Origin of the sequence: Leptotrichia sp. HSP-342 (genome assembly GCF_041199995.1) — a bacterium.
Taxonomy (GTDB): Bacteria; Fusobacteriota; Fusobacteriia; order Fusobacteriales; family Leptotrichiaceae; genus Leptotrichia; species Leptotrichia mesophila.
The window spans coordinates 1,623,818-1,639,263 of the sequence record NZ_CP165646.1; the positions used below are offsets into that span (position 1 = coordinate 1,623,818).

The following is a 15,446-nucleotide window of genomic DNA, read 5'->3' on the forward strand; positions in this document are numbered from 1 at the left end:
TCCAACTTATAAATTTACAAACTTTCTTCTGCTTCCTCAATAGAACTGTATCCCTTTTCCAGTACAATATTTTCCAAATTATTTTCTGCTAAGTTTATGTTATTTGTAACACAGCTCTGAATATACTCATAATATAATTTCAATGTTTTTACTGAATATGATGATAATTCTCCCTTCAAGTAAGTTTCAATTGAAGTATAGTTTGGTGTGTCGTATTTTGAGTATAAAGGACGCCCTTTTGAAGTAACTTTTGGATATTTTTTTATTATTTCTTCTTCCCAATGCAAATAAATTTCTACTATTTTTTGTACCAATTCTTCCTTTTCTTGTGAAATTTTAGGCAAATACTCCTTAATAATTTCGTATTCTTTTGGAGAACTGTATTTCATCATTCTGGCATATTTATCTTGAACAATGTTTTCTCCATGATGTTTTGCCAAAATCAAGTCTTCCAAATAACTTTCCAGAATTTCATCAGGCAATGTTTCCCATTGGCTTCTTCTCATAATCTCAAATTCCTGAGGATTATCCTGACATTCTGCTCTTCCTTCTGTATGATGTACATTTTGAAAAAATTCCCATTCCCTTTTTAAAATTTGTCTAATAAAGCTTTCTTTTTTGCTAATTTCTATTTCCATTTTCAATTCTCCTATTTTAAGATCCAATATTCTCTAATTTTGTTGATTGTTCTTTAAATTTTCTATTTTAATCCATCGCAGGATTCCAGTTTCTTAATTTCTCATCTTCAATTTTATTTTGCACAAAAGGCCCATAATCCTGTAAAAAGTCACTTGTTAATTGTCTTGGGACAATATCTTGATTTTTCATTTCCGTAATTACATCAGCACTTATTTCTTCAATAATTTGAAATTTTCGATTAACCGCACCAGTTGGCAATTTTACCAGTTCTTCAATTAGAAAATAAGTTTTTTCTCCCAAGATTTTCAAGTTTTTTAAGGCTCTTGGCATCCATTTGTAAAAAAGTTTATATTTTTTATTTAATAGAAAAATCATATGTATTGCCTCATTTATAAACTCAGTTTCCGCCAGCCTTGCTGCCACAATTTCATTTCTTTTCATACATCGTAAATAGTTATACTGCCCAGATTGTGCCATTTTCATACATCTTGTGGCAATTTTATTAAGTCGTATATCTTCTGGAAAATATTTTTTCAAATCATTTCTAATTTTTGTAAATTGTCCTGAATTATCCATAAAAATTTCTCCATTAACCGCTGTTGCTAGCAATTCTTCTGGGATTAATCGCCAATCATACAAATTATCAGGTGCCTTTACATCTCCCAAAAACTTGAAAAACCAGTCATCCATATTAAGGACACCACGCCGTCCATCTCCAAACTCGCTCATATTCAATGCTCTAAAGCCCAAAAACTCCTTTGGCAATTCATTAAGCCTTTTCTGCAAATTTAGTCCATATTTTTCATAATCTTCTGAACTCAGCCAAATACAGCAGGACGGCCCAAAATCGTGATCCTGCGAAATTTCATCATCGAACCCAAAACACTCGGAACCTTCTCCCGCAAGCCCAGCCGCCATTTTTTCAAAAACTTCTGGAAATTCACTCTTTATAACTGGCAGATAAATTTCTTCGAAATATCTTTTTGAAAGTTCCAGTCCTTTTATTTTATTTGAATCCATTTTTTCTCCTTATTCTAAAAATCTAAACCATTTTTTCCTTCACAACTTCAATATTTTCCAAAATATTTTTGTAATTATTGCTTTCTTTTCCAAATGTCTTTTCACAAATTTCAGCACTTTCCTCAAATAATTCCAATGCTTTTTCATATTCATTTTCTGCAAAATAAAAAGTTGCCATATTGTTAAGGACTGCTGCATACAAGTTATGAGTTTTTCCAACTTCCTTTTCGATTAGTTTCAGTGATTTTTGCAAGTATTCTTCAGCTTTTTCCTTGTTTTTCACTTTCAAATAAGGCTGTACAAGATTACTTAGTGTAATTGCATACTGAATAGGATTTTCTCCAACTTTTTCCAATACTTCCAGACTTTTTTCTTGCAACTCAATCGCTTCCTCATATCTTTCAAGCTCCTGATAAAATAAAGCCAAATTATTGCATACGCTCGCATAAACATAGTCATTCTGTAAATTGTTATTTTCGTAAATTTTCATGGTATTAAGATAAATATTCTCTATGTCATCATACTTTTTCATAAATCTGTAAACTTCAGCTAGGTTAAGACTGCAAGTCGCATAAGGAATACTGTCTTTGCCATACTTTTTCTCAATAAAGCCTTGTGCCTTCAGCAAAGCATCTTTTGCCGTGTCAAACTCTCCAACATATTTAAGAGTTCCCCCAACTTCATTCAAAATTTTAATATTTTCATCACTTTCCTCACCAAAAACATCTTCTGTAAGTTCTGCCAATTCCTTTAATACTTTAACCTCTTCCACAACATTTCCCTGTTGCATAAGTTCTTTTCTTAAGTTTGTCAATTCATTTATTCTAATTTTTTTTTCAAATATATTTGACATTTTATATTTCTCCTTTATATTAATTTTATTACTTAACTTTTATGTTCTAAAAGTATGATTTGAATCCATTTTAATTATTATTTCTAACAAAAGTTTACCATACAAAATTGCAATCTGCAACAATATTAAAAATAATTTTAAGATTTCAAAATAGTTTTGCTATAAAATAAAATTATGTTGTTGAAATAAAAAAACTCCCATTATATAATTAAAATAGATTAAATATTTTTAGAGGAAAGAAGGAAAGATAAGATGAATAAAAAAAAAATTGATTTTAAGTACCATCATATAAAGCATTATAAATATCAGGCACAATCAAAGAAAACTTTGACAACTTCAATTTTGCTGACACTGTTTTTTGCTTTGGTTGAATTATTTGGTGGAATATTTAGTGGTTCACTTGCACTTATTTCAGATTCATTTCATATGTTTTCGGATGTTGTTGCGCTTTTATTCAGCATTATAGCGGTATTTTATTCAGCCAAAAAGCCAAACAAGAATTTTACTTACGGATTTTTGAGAATTGAGATAATTTCTGCATTCATAAATGGACTGGCTCTTATGATAATTTCAGTCGGAATAGTTATTGAAGCTGTAAAACGGCTTTTCAATCCAGAGCATGTTGATTTTTTTACGATGTTTACAATTGCAGTAATCGGACTTTTGGTTAATATAATACTTATGTTTGTACTTATGAGAAGTTTGAAAAAAGAAAATAATCTTAATGTAAAAAGTGCATTATGGCATTTTTTAGGTGACACACTAAATTCGGTTGGAGTTATAATTGCTGCGATTATTTTGAAATTAACTAATCTTGTTATTTTTGACATAATAATAAGTGTGATTATAAGCGTTGTTATTTTTACTGGTGGATTAAAAATTGCAAAAGAGGCGTTTTTTATTTTAATGGAAGCTGTTCCCAGCGATTTAGATATCGACGAAATTTATGCTAAAATTTTAACAATTGATAAAATAAAGGATATTCATGAATTCCATTTATGGAATATTTCTGAAGAAAATATAAGTATTTCATTTCATATTTTACTTGATGAGTATGATGGTGTAAATGATTACGAGATTGTAAATGATGTAGTAAAACTTTTAAAAAATGAATACGGAATAGAGCATGTGACAGTTCAAATTGAAAATCCTGAAATAAATCCACATCTTTAGTTATTTTTCTTTTAATCATAAAATCCCATTAAACTAACTGAAAAATAAGATATAATAGACCTGTTCGACAACTTGTATAAAGACCAATATCAGGGTATAATAATACTGGTGATGAAAATGATAAATAATGTTGGAAAAATAAAAAAACTTAAAGAAGAAAACTATCAGAAAATTTTTGGCATTAAAAAAAATACCTTTGACAAAATGCTGAAACTTTTGAATGAATCATACAGAATTGAACATTTAAGAGGCGGACATCCGCCAAAACTATCTGTTCTTGACAGACTTGTAATTATGCTTTCATACTATCATGACTATAAAACTATGGAAAATATTGCCCTTGAATATGGTGTTGCAAAAAGTACCATCTGTGAGTGCGTTAAATGGGTTGAAAACATCTTGATAAAAAGCGAGGAATTTTCTTTGCCCAAAAAAAGGGAACTTGTCAGGGACACTGAGATAGAAGCCGTAATGGTTGATGCTACGGAATGTGAAATTGAGCGTCCTAAAAAAAACAGCGAAAATATTACTCGGGAAAAAAGAAAAAGCACACGATAAAGGCTCAGATAGTCGCAGACGAAAAGGATTTAAGTATACTCAACGTCTCGTTTTCGCACGGGAGCGTTCATGACTTCAGGCTGTTCTGTAGAAGCCGTGTGTATTTTTCAAAAGATGTCCTTTTAATTGCCGACAAGGGATACATAGGCATAGATAAGATACACGGCAACAGCTTGGTGCCTAAAAAATCGATAAAAAAGCACAAATTAACTAAGGAGGACAAGAAATACAATTCAATTATTTCAAGACGTAGAATTTACATAGAGCATGTGAACAGACATATCAAGAGATTTAGGATAGTGTCTACACGTTATAGAAACAAGAGAAGAAAATTTGTCCTGAGATTTTCGTTAATTTGTGCAATTTATAATTTTGAACTATAGGTTGTCGAACAGGTCTAATATATAGTAAAATCTATTTAAAGCTGGGCCATCTTATCAAATAAAACACAGAAGTAACTGCTTCCTCAAGTGTATTATCATTATGGGCTATGTCTTACTGGCCCATACTTTTTCTATTGGATTTAAATCTGGTGAATACAGTGGAAAAAATGATAGACAATACTCTGTTTCCTTAATTATCTTTTCTAATATCCTTTTTCTATGAAATCAGTGCATTCCCTATTTTTCCAGCAACCAGATTTATTCTTGAATATCTTAATCCTCTTTTCTTCCCTTCAACAGATATTCCCCTTTTACTCCAGCCGTATTCACGGTAGTAATATTCGTTAAAGCCTGTTTCATCAATATAGATTATTTCTCTGCCTGAACCTGCTTCTGATAATTTTTTTAAATATCTATTTATTTTTTTCTCGTCCTGCTCCCTGTATTTTGTCTGTTTTTTTTCTTGTGTATCCTAATTTTTTCAGCACTACTCTCACTGTCTCCTTTCCACAGCCAAAATCTTTTGCTATTTCACGGATGTATTTATCTGCATTCTCTGGATTTTTAATATATTCATCAAGTTTTTCAGGATCAAGCACCTTAAATTTTCTTTTCCGTGTTCTTGATGAAAGATCTCCTGCTTCCTTCTTAAGTTTTATCCATCCGTACAATGTGCTGGAACTTATGTTGAACTGAAATAATATTTTGTTTTTGCATTTTCGTAATAAAAATTTAAAATTCTTTTTCTATAATTTTTTTCATATGCCATAAAGTTATTATACCATATTTTTAGGTCGGTTTTGTATAAATTTCACTATAATTTCCTTATAAATAAAAAATTGTCTAATCGTTTCAATAAAGAAACAACTAGACAATTTATAAAAATATTTTTATCAATCTTAATATAATTAAAATTAATCTCTTGTAGCTTTGAACTGGATTCTTCTGTTTTCAAATCTTCCTTGTTCAGTATCATTAGGAGCGATTGGATCAGATTCTCCCATTGATTCTACACCTATGATTCTTGCAGGATCTAATCCAAATTCTAACAATTTAGCTTTAACTGCATTTGCCCTTCTCATTCCTAAAGCCATATTATAAGCGTCTGTACCTTTAGAATCTGTATGTCCAATAATTGTTAAACTCAAGTTGTTTTGTTCGACGTAATCTTTTACATTTCTTAATAATTCAAAGTATTGAGGTTTAACTACTGACTTATCAAAGTCGAAGTTCAATCTTCCAGAATCAAGTACGAATTCTTCGTTTACTGGTGGTTCTGGTTGTGGCTCTGGAACAGGTTGTGGTACTGGTTCTTCAAGTTCAAGAGCATTAATTCTGATTGTATTTTCTCTCATTTGAGTTGTTGTCAGCTTTCTTGCCATTAATGGTGAAGCAACTAACAACCCTAATGCAATTATTGTTGCTGTTCTTGTTGTTGTTCTTCTACCCATTTTTCAGCCTCTCTTTCTAAAGATCTGTATCTTTGGCTACCAGGATTTGGTTTATTTTCATTCAAATAATCTTCAATATGATTTAATCTAGTTGTATTGTAATCTACTAATTTTGCATTTGTACAAGATAATGCTCCTAATCCTACTAATAATAATGCTAACTTTTTCATATTTTTCATTTCCTTTCTAATATATCTGAATTTATTTTTTACAAAACTCTAAATTAATAGTTCATTTTGTTTTGAATATTGTCTAATCTTTGTTCCATTTGATCTAACATTTCGTTAGTTTTATGATATTTTTCAATATTATCGTTGATTTTTTCAACTCTACTCTTAATTCTTTGAATTTCTACGTCCATCATTTTACTTTCAGACATATTTTTTCTTTGTGCTCTTAATTTTTTAGCCTCTGCTTTTTTCTGAGCAGCTTCTCTTGCTTTTGCAGCCTTTGCTTCTGCTTGAATTTTTGCTTCTTCCGCTTTTTGACGTGCAGCTTCTTTTTCTTCAGCAGCCTTTATAGCTGCTTGAATTTTTGCTTCTTCTGCTTTTTGACGTGCAGCTTCTCTTGCTTCTTCTGCTTTTTGACGTGCAGCTTCTCTTGCTTCTTCTGCTTTTTGACGTGCAGCTTCTCTTGCTTCTTCTGCTTTTTGACGTGCAGCTTCATTTAAATCTGGAGAAAATGTTGTGGTTGTAACTTCTTCTATTTCTTCAACTGGAACCACAGTAACATCTTCTGAAACACCCCTTGCTGCGTTTCTAGCTTTTTGTGCTTGTCTTTGTTTAGCCACTTTAACTAATCTTTGAACTGCAGCATCAGTATCCGATTTAGCAGAAAATGATATTTGACTTGACGCTAACGTCATTATAGCTATTAATCCTAATATTTTTTTCATTGATTTTCCTTTCTGATAATATTTATGAAATATTGTCTTTTCTTACTTTGAATATACTTATTTAGCTATTTTTCTAGTTCTTTTAGCCTTTTTAACTCCATCTCTTGCTAAAACACTATCAAATACGCCTAATTCTTTTTCTTCTCTTTGTACACTTCTTACTACTCTTTCATAGAAATCAATTCTATCTATGGCTTTTGCCACATTGTATTCTAATTTCTCAATTGATGATTTTGGTTTAACTCTTTCAGATGATTCATCTACCACACCCTCTTCATCAATTGTTACTATTTTTTCTCTAGTTACTTCTGGTTGTATGTCGTCAGATATATCTAGATTTTTATAGTATTCATTTCTAGCTTGCTTCAATATTTCTTGTGAAGATTCTGCCATCATAGGTATACTCAATACTGCTATTATTCCACATAATAAAATTTTTTTCATCTTCATATTACCATTCCTTTCTTAATTCATTACCGATAATAATGTATCCAATTCTGCTATCTTTTGTTCTTTTTCTGCTATATTCTTGTTTAAATTTTTAAGAATAGGTTCATTATATTTAAGAATTTTTTTATATTTTTCTCTATGCCATCTTACTTCAGAATCTACTCTTAATTTCTCAACTACTTTTTCTTTATCAGACTGTTGAACTTTCAATTTTTCCAATTCAGCTTCTAATTGTGCTTTTTGGCTTCTATAACTTTCTTTTTGCGCTTCTTCTTTTTTTAGCAATTCTTCATATTGGTTATCAATTGAATCTATACTACTTTCGATGCTTTGTTTTTTAGCAGAGAAACCTATTGATGAAACCATCATTATTCCAACTAAAAAGAATATTGTCTTTTTCATTCGTTTTTCCTCCTAATTATTTAATTTCATAACAATAAATGAATGTGAAACCACTAAATATATCACTTACTCATCATCACTTGCTCTTATTATATCAAATTATATAAAAAAATACAATTAATTTTTCAAAATAAGACATAAAATTATTTTTTTATCATAGATTGTATAATAATTGCGACAAACTAAAAAAAATTAAAAAATCATGATAATTTTGTGTTAAAATCTTAGTAATGACAAAAATAACGAAAAGAAATATATCATGAGCCATAAATGTTTTACCACGAATGAAAGAAATAAACTCGAGGTTCTGCAGGTTCTGCTAAAAAAATTACAAAATTTCTAAAATTGCTTAAATCCTTAATAGGCACAAGGCAATCATTTATTGTAAGATAAAATGAACTAATGATGAATACTCTTGGTAGATGCCAATACAAAGACTTCTAATAAAGAAACAAGAGGAAAATTCAATATTGGGAAGTCAATTGGCGATAGACCTGAAGAAGTCAAGAAAAAAGAAGTTTTTGGGCATTGGGAGCTAGAATCGGTAGTTTCAGCAAGAGGAGAGAGCAAAGCCTGCTTTGCAACATTTGTGGAGCTGAAGACACGGTTTTATGTAGCAATAAAGATGAAAGATAGAAGCAAAAATTCAATGCTGGAAGCAATAAAACGGCTGACAGCCAATATTTCAAAAGGAGCATTCAAGACTTTCACATCAGACAGGGGGAAGGAATTTTCGTGCTGAGAAGAAGTGGAAAAGTTGGGAATAGATTTCTATTTTGCAAATCCTTACTGCTCATGGCAGAGAGGCTGCAATGAAAACAGCAACGGTCTTCTAAGAGAATTTTATCCAAAGAAGACCGACATATCAAAAATAGATACAGAAGACTTGATAAGAACTTTAATGCTGATAAATTCGAGACCAAGAAAATGTTTAAACTATGCAACGACATTTGAAAAATTTTTACACGAAATTAGTTCTAAAAAAAATTAGGTAAAATGTCGCAATTAATATTGCAATTTATGAAACAAAATAATAGAGGTTATTTTAATGTTTCAAAAATTTCTTCCACGTTGGTAAGTTTTTCGATTTTTTCAACTAATTCTTCTTCGTAAGATAATTTTGAAATTTCAGCCAATAAATCTAAATGTTCTTTTTTTGTTTCTTCTGGAGCAGCAATCATAAAAATTAATTTTGAAGGTTCCCCATCCATACTTTCAAAATCTACTCCTTCATGAGAAATTCCTAAAGCAAGTGAAAGTTTTTTTACAAGCGGTGTTCTTGCGTGTGGAATAGCTATTCCATCTTGCATTCCAGTTGGTGTTAATTTTTCTCTTTCATTTATTTCCTTTACGAATTCTTCCAAGTCTTCTGAATCAAGAACTTCACTTTTCACAAATAATTGTGCCATTTCCTTAATAATTTCTTCCTTTGTTTTACCTTCTAAATTTACTTTTATTCTTTCTGGTACCAAATATTCTAATATTTTCATGTTTTTTTACAGGATTTTCCTGTAATCTCCTTTCTAAAATTTTTCCCATTTTTTCAGAATATCATCTAGCACTTGCTTTTCAGACATTTCTGATAAATTATAAGTAATATAGTTTTTTTCTTTTTTGAACCAAGTCATCTGTCTTTTTGCATATCTTCTACTCTCCATTTTTATTTCATCAATCGCTTCATCCAGCGTGATTTTTCCTTCAAAATATTTAAATAGTTCCTTGTATCCGATTGAAGATATTTTATAAAGACTTTCTGTATACTTATTATATACTTTTTTTGCTTCTTCTACAAGTCCTTTTGCAATCATAATTTCAACTCTTTTATTAATCCGTTCATAAAGCTCTTCTCTATTTCTAGTAAGAAATATCTTTAAGAACTCATAATTATTATTTCTTATATTTTGTATACGTAGCTCACTAAATTTTCCGCCGGTCAAAATACAAACTTCAATTGCTCTAACCAATCTCAATTTATTAGACAAATCAATTTCAGTATACGACTTTTCGTCCATTTCTTTAAGAATTTTCTGTAACTCCTCAATACTTTTGCTTTCTAAATCAGCTCTGATTTTCGCATTTTTTGATGGCAGTTTTGCAAATCCATCTGTAATTGATTTTATATAAAGTCCTGTTCCGCCTGTAATAATAATATTTTTCTCATTTTTTTCACCATTTTCATTCAAAATATTATTTACAGTTTTTTCAAAATCTCCCACAGAATAGTCTTCATCAGGGTTTATAACATCAATCATATAATGCTGTATTCCCTGCATTTCATCACTTGTTATCTTAGCTGTTCCTATATCCAGCTCCTTATAAATCTGAGAAGCATCTGCTGATATAATTGCTGAATCTATCTTTTTAGCAAGCTTTATCGACAAGTCTGTTTTTCCTACTCCAGTTGCACCTGCGATTACAATTCCTTTTTTCCTTACTACTATCTTCTTTACCTCCCATTATAAGTAAACCACATCTTTACTGAAAATCTTTTAAAAAAAATTTATTACTAAACTATATATTCAAATTCATACCCAGCAATAATTATAATATCTCCTTCTTCAACCCCAGCTTTTTCAAGCTCTGTTTCCATTCCAAGACTTCTCATCTTCTGAAGGAAATTTATTATTCCTTCTTCTCCAATAAACACATACTTTTTAAGTACATCATCCACAATACGTCCATCCACTTCAAATACATTGTCAGCTGTTTTCTTAACAATCCAGTCATCTTTTTTATTATTTTCCTGAATCAGCTCTTCAACAGAATGAACTTCTTCTAGTTCTTCCCTAGGTATTTCCTGAATTAATTCCCATGCCTTTGATAAAACCGGCTTTAGTCCCTCATTTGCAATTACAGATACTGGGTAAACGTATTTTATACCTTTTTCTTTAACAAATTTTTCAAATTCATCATATTTTTCATCTTCATAAAGCATATCAATCTTATTAGCCACAACAATTTGAGGTTTATTTGCCAATTTTTCACTGTAATTTTTTAATTCGTGATTTATTTTCACAAAATCTTCCTTAGGATCACGTCCATCCAATCCTGAAATATCCACAATGTGAATAATCAATTTACATCTTTCAATATGCTTTAGGAATCTATCCCCAAGCCCTACTCCTTCATGAGCTCCTTCAATAAGACCTGGCACATCCGCCACAACAAAACTTTCCTCATCTCCCATTCTTACAACTCCCAATTTAGGCTTTAATGTAGTAAAATGGTAACTTGCAACTTTTGATTTGGCAGCTGATACTTTATTAATAAAACTTGATTTTCCTACGCTTGGATAACCCACAAGAGCCACATCAGCCAGCAATTTTAATTCCAGCTTTATTTTTAATTCTACACCTTCACGACCACTTTCTGCTATTCTTGGAGCTTTTTTTACTGATGACTTGAAATGGATATTTCCACGTCCGCCATCTCCACCTTTTAGAAATATTACTTTTTCATTTGGATTGTCCAAGTCAAGCAGCAGTTTATTTGTTTCAAAATCTCTAATCATTGTTCCAACTGGAACTTTTATAATCAAGTCTTCACCTGATTTTCCAGTAGAACGTGCAGCAGCCCCTTTTGTTCCGTCTTGTGCCTTAAATTTTTTACTGCTCTTAAAATCTACAAGCGTGTTAATATTTGGATCAGCGATAAAGACGATATCTCCGCCTTTTCCGCCATCTCCACCGTCAGGCCCTCCAAACTGAACAAATTTTTCACGTCTGAATGTAGCCGCTCCATCTCCTCCATTTCCAGAAATTACCGTAATTACACTTTCATCTATAAACATTTTATCATCCTTTTCTTTATTTCACTTCTTTTTATTCATTTAACAAAATTACTTCAACTCATTATTTGCTTTTAGTTCTACCTGTTGCTGCCGCCTTTTTCTCTCTTCTGTAATTCCATGGCTCTACATATCCTCTTTTTCCAAACAGGCCAAGTTTATTCTTTTTGGCATTTTCCTGGTAAGCCTGCATTCTAGCATCATTTTTGTCGTATTCCTGATACCACCACGCATTTCCATTTTTTACCATTTCCTCATTTACATTTTTCCCGTCAGCATAGACTACAGCCACCGTTCTGCCATATCTATCCCTATTTTTCTCCTCAATTTCAAGTGTCTTTCCATTTACCATCTTTTCCAACGCCTGCTTACTCTCGCTCCCATAATCCTGCGACTTTTCAGGAGCATCAATTCCAAACATCCTGATTTTTATAATTTCTCCAGTAAATTTCCCATTTTCCACTTTCTGAACGTTTATGGTATCCCCATCACTTACTTTTATGGCTTGATAGCCTTTCAGAATAGTTGGATTCTGAATAGGTGTACTATTTGAATAATTAGTATTTGTGCTTCTTGAAGCTGTATTTTTTTTTGAATTACTTGTTTTTGCTCTTTTTTTACCAAACCCTGAATTCACTCCATTGTATGCAAATCCAAATATTGCTAATAACACAGTAATTATTGCAGCAATCAATTTTTCATTTCCAGCTTTTGAACTTCTTCCAGTTCTTTTTCTTCTTTTTGTTGCCATCTGTTATTCCTTTATTCTTTATTTTTCCAACGCCTGTTTAAAATCTTCAATCAAGTCATCAATATTCTCAAATCCAACAGCTATTCTTATCAATGAATTTGTAAATCCTCTAGCCTCTTTTTCTTCATCAGGCATTTCGGCATGCGTAATTGTACTTGGATGAGTTACTAATGTTTCTGCTCCACCAAGACTCGCTGCAAATAGTGCCACATTCAAACTTTCAAAAAATGTTTTTACCTTTGAATCGTCCTTTAAAGTAAATGAGAATACTGAACCTCCGCCTGTTGCCTGACTTTCATGAATTTTTTTGCCTTTATTTGTATCCAAAGTCGGATAGTAAATTTTATCAACTGCATCATGGCTTTGAAAAAATTCTATCAGTTTTTCTGCATTCCTTTGTGCCGCTTCCACTCTAAGTTTCAATGTTTTAAGACTTCTCATCAAAAGCCAGCTGTCAAATGGAGAAATTAAAGCTCCAGCCGCAACTTGTGAAAATTTAATTTTTTCCGCAAGTCCCTCATCATTTGTAATCGCAACTCCAGCCAGCAAATCATGATGCCCAGATAAAAATTTAGTCGCACTATGAATTACAATATCAATCCCAAAATCAAGCGGTTTTTGCAAATACGGCGTCATAAAAGTATTATCTGCAATTGTTATCAAATTATGCTCTTTTGCAAGTTCTACAACTCCTCTCATATCTGTAACATCAAGCAATGGATTTGACGGAGTTTCAATAAAAATAGCCTTTGTATTTTCTTTAATAGCATTTCGGATATTATCCAGGTCAGTTGTATCGACAAAAGTGTATTCCAATCCAAATTTTGAATAAATATCATGAACAATCCTATAAGTCCCACCATAAATATCCTGACCTAAAATAATATGATCTCCAGCTTTAAACATTGTAAATACAGACGTTGTAGTCGCCATTCCCGATGAAAAGGCATATCCATATTTACCATTTTCCAATGCGGCAAGTATTTCTTCAAGCTCATTTCTCGTAGGAGCCGAAACTCTTGAATATTCAAATTCCTGCGTCACTCCGAATTCCGCAACAGGAAAAGTTGAAGCAAAATTAACATTTGTTCCCCAAAGTTCTCTCTTTTTTCCTTTTCTTATTCCATGTATTGTTTTTGTTTCAAATCTCATAACAATCTCACACTCCATTTCTTTTTCTTAATTTTAGCAATTTATCTTTGTAATATTCTAATTCTAAACATTTATTTTTTATTTTATATATACAAATCTTTTTTAACGCAGAGGTATCAGACGCCATACCTCTGCACTCTCGCTTTACGCAAAACTTTCTTATAAAAGAAAAATAGAACTCGCTTTTGAATATAAATTTTTTTAATACGAATAAATGTATTCAACTTTAAATAAATTGCAAAAGCTCAAACAGCTATTTTCCCTTTAACGAAATTTTGCTTAATTTTTATTTCAATTAAACTAAAAATTGTCGTGATTTTTTGGAAATAAAAATTACTGTCTGAGTGAAGCGAGTTTAATTTTTGTTTCCAAAAAATACTTAGACAAGCGGGGATTGTAAAGGGGATGGCGATTGATCCCCTTTACGTTTAAAAAATGAAAAAATATTATAAAGAAACAAATAATAAATATTTATAAAAATAGCTTATAACATAAACATTAGAAAAATCTTAATTGAATAATTAAAATAATTTATGTGGTATTTTTATTATTTTCTCATAAGCAATTCTCTTTTCCCCAACATCAGGCTCTCTATCTAAATAAATCACACCGCAATAGCTGAATCCATTTTTTTCAAGAAATTTCTTCATTGGCTCATTGTTTTCATGTGTATCCGCTTTTATACTGAGTATTTTGTTTTTTATGCATTCTTTTTCCGAAAATTCTAATATCTTTGTTGCGATTCCTTTATTCTTTATTTCAGAATCAACTGCCAGCCTGTGAATTACGATATAATCATCGTTTGTTATCCATTTTCCTTCAATTTTAGAATATGGTATTTCTTTTTTAGGCGACAATACAATAGTTCCGACAATTTTTTTAGAAATCTGATTTTCGGATTTATCATTTTTTTCGGAAATTTCTTCTAAAACATAACTAATCCCATTTTTCACATCATTTTCAATAACTTCTCTATTTGGATATCCATTCTGCCATTGATCTAAACCAAGTTGCCTTAGTTCAATTTTTGCTTTTTCGATGATTTCTAAAATTCCGTCTACATCATTAAAAGTTGATTTTCTAAAATTCACAAAAACTCCTCCCTTTCATAAAATTTAAATAATAATTTTAAAAAATTCTGTAGAATCTTGTTGATACAGTAACTTTCTATTTTTAATATAAGAAAACTTAACTCATATAGCAATGTTACTCAAATTTTATAGTTTTTATTTTTTATATTTGCCAGTCAATTTCTTTTTTTCCCAGCTCTTTCAAAATATCATTAGCTTTCTTAAAGTGTCCACAGCCAAAAAATCCACGGCTTGCAGATAATGGGCTTGGATGAACACTTTCCAGAATATAGTGTCTATTTGTGTCAATAAAGGCTTTCTTACTTTTGGCATTATTTCCCCAAAGTATGAAAATTATTGGCTCTTCACGTTCATTCAAATATTTTATTACATTATCTGTAAAAATTTCCCAGCCTATTTTTGAATGTGAGTTGGCATTTCCAGCAACTACAGTAAGTGCTGTATTTAAAAGTAATACTCCCTGTTTTGCCCATTTTTCAAGAAATCCATTTTTACTCATTTTATAGCCAAATTCATTTTCAATTTCTTTATAAATATTTTTTAGGGAAGGTGGCAAGGCAACTCCCTGCTTTACAGAAAATGCCAGTCCATGTGCCTGATTTTCGCCATGATACGGATCCTGTCCTAGAATTACAACTTTGCAGTCCTTATAACTAGTTAGCTTAAATGCAGAAAAAATCTCATTTTTATCAGGATAAATTGTTTTTGTCTTATATTCTTTCACTAAAAATTTTCTCAAATCCAAATAGTAATCTTTTTCAAATTCTTTCTCTTTTTTAAAAATTTCATCCCAGTCATTTCCGATATTAACCATTTTCCCATCATTCCTCTCATTAAAAAT

20 protein-coding genes and 1 pseudogene are annotated in these 15,446 nt (G+C 31.0%); 4 read left to right on the forward strand and 17 right to left on the reverse strand.

Annotated elements, in window-relative coordinates; genetic code table 11:
* Positions 1-14: 14 nt before the first annotated feature.
* The 3 genes from AB8B23_RS08305 to AB8B23_RS08315 form a co-directional block, all read right to left on the reverse strand.
* Positions 15-638, reverse strand: a complete 624-nt coding sequence (locus AB8B23_RS08305) for a DUF4125 family protein (RefSeq protein WP_369712358.1) — start codon at positions 636-638, stop codon at positions 15-17.
* A 67-nt stretch (positions 639-705) separates the two neighbouring features.
* Positions 706-1,659 carry a DUF4037 domain-containing protein gene (locus AB8B23_RS08310; RefSeq protein ID WP_369712359.1) on the reverse strand — a complete coding sequence of 318 codons (954 nt, stop codon included), beginning with the start codon at positions 1,657-1,659 and terminating at the stop codon, positions 706-708.
* 22 nt (positions 1,660-1,681) lie between these two features.
* On the reverse strand, positions 1,682-2,512 hold the full coding sequence (locus AB8B23_RS08315) for a tetratricopeptide repeat protein (protein WP_369712360.1): 831 nt from the start codon (positions 2,510-2,512) through the stop codon (positions 1,682-1,684).
* A gap of 252 nt (positions 2,513-2,764) precedes the next feature.
* On the opposite strand from AB8B23_RS08315, the gene AB8B23_RS08320 reads away from it, so the two are divergent.
* The 3 genes from AB8B23_RS08320 (at position 2,765) to AB8B23_RS08330 (ending at position 4,626) form a co-directional block, all read left to right on the forward strand.
* A complete protein-coding gene (locus AB8B23_RS08320) occupies positions 2,765-3,685 on the forward strand; it encodes a cation diffusion facilitator family transporter (RefSeq protein WP_369712361.1) in 921 nt (306 codons plus the stop codon).
* Between the two features lie 117 nt (positions 3,686-3,802).
* A complete protein-coding gene (locus tag AB8B23_RS08325; RefSeq protein ID WP_369712362.1) occupies positions 3,803-4,243 on the forward strand; it encodes a transposase family protein in 441 nt (146 codons plus the stop codon).
* Between the two features lie 8 nt (positions 4,244-4,251).
* Positions 4,252-4,626, forward strand: a complete 375-nt coding sequence (locus tag AB8B23_RS08330; protein ID WP_369713923.1) for a transposase family protein — start codon at positions 4,252-4,254, stop codon at positions 4,624-4,626.
* A 105-nt stretch (positions 4,627-4,731) separates the two neighbouring features.
* Here AB8B23_RS08330 and AB8B23_RS08335 read toward each other — a convergent pair whose 3' ends face one another.
* The 7 genes from AB8B23_RS08335 to AB8B23_RS08365 form a co-directional block, all read right to left on the reverse strand.
* On the reverse strand, positions 4,732-4,836 hold the full coding sequence (locus AB8B23_RS08335) for a hypothetical protein (protein WP_369713924.1): 105 nt from the start codon (positions 4,834-4,836) through the stop codon (positions 4,732-4,734).
* 203 nt (positions 4,837-5,039) lie between these two features.
* A complete protein-coding gene (locus AB8B23_RS08340) occupies positions 5,040-5,297 on the reverse strand; it encodes an IS630 transposase-related protein (protein ID WP_369712363.1) in 258 nt (85 codons plus the stop codon).
* A 243-nt stretch (positions 5,298-5,540) separates the two neighbouring features.
* A complete protein-coding gene (locus AB8B23_RS08345) occupies positions 5,541-6,077 on the reverse strand; it encodes an OmpA family protein (RefSeq protein ID WP_369712364.1) in 537 nt (178 codons plus the stop codon).
* Complete coding sequence (locus AB8B23_RS08350; RefSeq protein WP_039901432.1) at positions 6,041-6,247, reverse strand: hypothetical protein; 207 nt, start codon at positions 6,245-6,247, stop codon at positions 6,041-6,043. Before AB8B23_RS08350 ends, AB8B23_RS08345 begins: the two co-directional genes overlap by 37 nt.
* A gap of 53 nt (positions 6,248-6,300) precedes the next feature.
* Positions 6,301-6,972, reverse strand: coding sequence for an FAD-I family protein (locus AB8B23_RS08355; RefSeq protein WP_369712365.1), 672 nt, complete (start codon positions 6,970-6,972; stop codon positions 6,301-6,303).
* 57 nt (positions 6,973-7,029) lie between these two features.
* On the reverse strand, positions 7,030-7,380 hold the full coding sequence (locus tag AB8B23_RS08360; protein WP_369712366.1) for a hypothetical protein: 351 nt from the start codon (positions 7,378-7,380) through the stop codon (positions 7,030-7,032).
* A 57-nt stretch (positions 7,381-7,437) separates the two neighbouring features.
* Positions 7,438-7,824 (reverse strand): adhesion protein FadA, encoded by a 387-nt coding sequence (locus AB8B23_RS08365; protein WP_021744632.1) that lies wholly within the window; start codon positions 7,822-7,824, stop codon positions 7,438-7,440.
* A 415-nt stretch (positions 7,825-8,239) separates the two neighbouring features.
* On the opposite strand from AB8B23_RS08365, the pseudogene AB8B23_RS08370 reads away from it, so the two are divergent.
* Positions 8,240-8,815 (forward strand): annotated as a pseudogene (locus AB8B23_RS08370) (IS30 family transposase).
* A 49-nt stretch (positions 8,816-8,864) separates the two neighbouring features.
* On the opposite strand, the gene AB8B23_RS08375 reads toward AB8B23_RS08370, so the two are convergent.
* The 7 genes from AB8B23_RS08375 to AB8B23_RS08405 form a co-directional block, all read right to left on the reverse strand.
* The gene (locus AB8B23_RS08375; RefSeq protein ID WP_021743971.1) at positions 8,865-9,314 is read right to left on the reverse strand and encodes a PTS sugar transporter subunit IIA; all 450 of its coding nucleotides are present in this window, start codon (positions 9,312-9,314) and stop codon (positions 8,865-8,867) included.
* A 33-nt stretch (positions 9,315-9,347) separates the two neighbouring features.
* Positions 9,348-10,205, reverse strand: coding sequence for a tRNA (adenosine(37)-N6)-dimethylallyltransferase MiaA (gene miaA / locus AB8B23_RS08380; RefSeq protein ID WP_369712367.1), 858 nt, complete (start codon positions 10,203-10,205; stop codon positions 9,348-9,350).
* A gap of 125 nt (positions 10,206-10,330) precedes the next feature.
* Complete coding sequence (gene obgE / locus AB8B23_RS08385) at positions 10,331-11,614, reverse strand: GTPase ObgE (protein ID WP_369712368.1); 1,284 nt, start codon at positions 11,612-11,614, stop codon at positions 10,331-10,333.
* A 61-nt stretch (positions 11,615-11,675) separates the two neighbouring features.
* Complete coding sequence (locus AB8B23_RS08390) at positions 11,676-12,362, reverse strand: thermonuclease family protein (RefSeq protein ID WP_369712369.1); 687 nt, start codon at positions 12,360-12,362, stop codon at positions 11,676-11,678.
* 18 nt (positions 12,363-12,380) lie between these two features.
* A complete protein-coding gene (locus AB8B23_RS08395) occupies positions 12,381-13,514 on the reverse strand; it encodes a trans-sulfuration enzyme family protein (RefSeq protein WP_369712370.1) in 1,134 nt (377 codons plus the stop codon).
* Positions 13,515-14,035: 521 nt separating this feature from the next.
* Positions 14,036-14,605: a GNAT family N-acetyltransferase gene (locus AB8B23_RS08400; RefSeq protein ID WP_369712371.1), complete on the reverse strand. Its 570-nt coding sequence runs from the start codon at positions 14,603-14,605 to the stop codon at positions 14,036-14,038.
* 142 nt (positions 14,606-14,747) lie between these two features.
* A complete protein-coding gene (locus AB8B23_RS08405; protein WP_369712372.1) occupies positions 14,748-15,419 on the reverse strand; it encodes a uracil-DNA glycosylase in 672 nt (223 codons plus the stop codon).
* Positions 15,420-15,446 lie beyond the last annotated feature (27 nt).

What these genes read in the sequence shown, in the direction of transcription:
- AB8B23_RS08305 (WP_369712358.1), bottom strand. Translation starts at nt 638, where the DNA reads ATGGAAATAGAAATTAGCAAAAAAGAAAGCTTTATTAGACAAATTTTA.
- AB8B23_RS08350 (WP_039901432.1), bottom strand. Translation starts at nt 6,247, where the DNA reads ATGAAAAAGTTAGCATTATTATTAGTAGGATTAGGAGCATTATCTTGT.
- AB8B23_RS08405 (WP_369712372.1), bottom strand. Translation starts at nt 15,419, where the DNA reads ATGGTTAATATCGGAAATGACTGGGATGAAATTTTTAAAAAAGAGAAA.
- AB8B23_RS08325 (WP_369712362.1), top strand. Translation starts at nt 3,803, where the DNA reads ATGATAAATAATGTTGGAAAAATAAAAAAACTTAAAGAAGAAAACTAT.
- AB8B23_RS08355 (WP_369712365.1), bottom strand. Translation starts at nt 6,972, where the DNA reads ATGAAAAAAATATTAGGATTAATAGCTATAATGACGTTAGCGTCAAGT.
- AB8B23_RS08395 (WP_369712370.1), bottom strand. Translation starts at nt 13,514, where the DNA reads ATGAGATTTGAAACAAAAACAATACATGGAATAAGAAAAGGAAAAAAG.
- obgE (WP_369712368.1), bottom strand. Translation starts at nt 11,614, where the DNA reads ATGTTTATAGATGAAAGTGTAATTACGGTAATTTCTGGAAATGGAGGA.
- AB8B23_RS08365 (WP_021744632.1), bottom strand. Translation starts at nt 7,824, where the DNA reads ATGAAAAAGACAATATTCTTTTTAGTTGGAATAATGATGGTTTCATCA.
- AB8B23_RS08320 (WP_369712361.1), top strand. Translation starts at nt 2,765, where the DNA reads ATGAATAAAAAAAAAATTGATTTTAAGTACCATCATATAAAGCATTAT.
- AB8B23_RS08390 (WP_369712369.1), bottom strand. Translation starts at nt 12,362, where the DNA reads ATGGCAACAAAAAGAAGAAAAAGAACTGGAAGAAGTTCAAAAGCTGGA.
- AB8B23_RS08345 (WP_369712364.1), bottom strand. Translation starts at nt 6,077, where the DNA reads ATGGGTAGAAGAACAACAACAAGAACAGCAACAATAATTGCATTAGGG.
- AB8B23_RS08315 (WP_369712360.1), bottom strand. Translation starts at nt 2,512, where the DNA reads ATGTCAAATATATTTGAAAAAAAAATTAGAATAAATGAATTGACAAAC.
- AB8B23_RS08310 (WP_369712359.1), bottom strand. Translation starts at nt 1,659, where the DNA reads ATGGATTCAAATAAAATAAAAGGACTGGAACTTTCAAAAAGATATTTC.
- AB8B23_RS08375 (WP_021743971.1), bottom strand. Translation starts at nt 9,314, where the DNA reads ATGAAAATATTAGAATATTTGGTACCAGAAAGAATAAAAGTAAATTTA.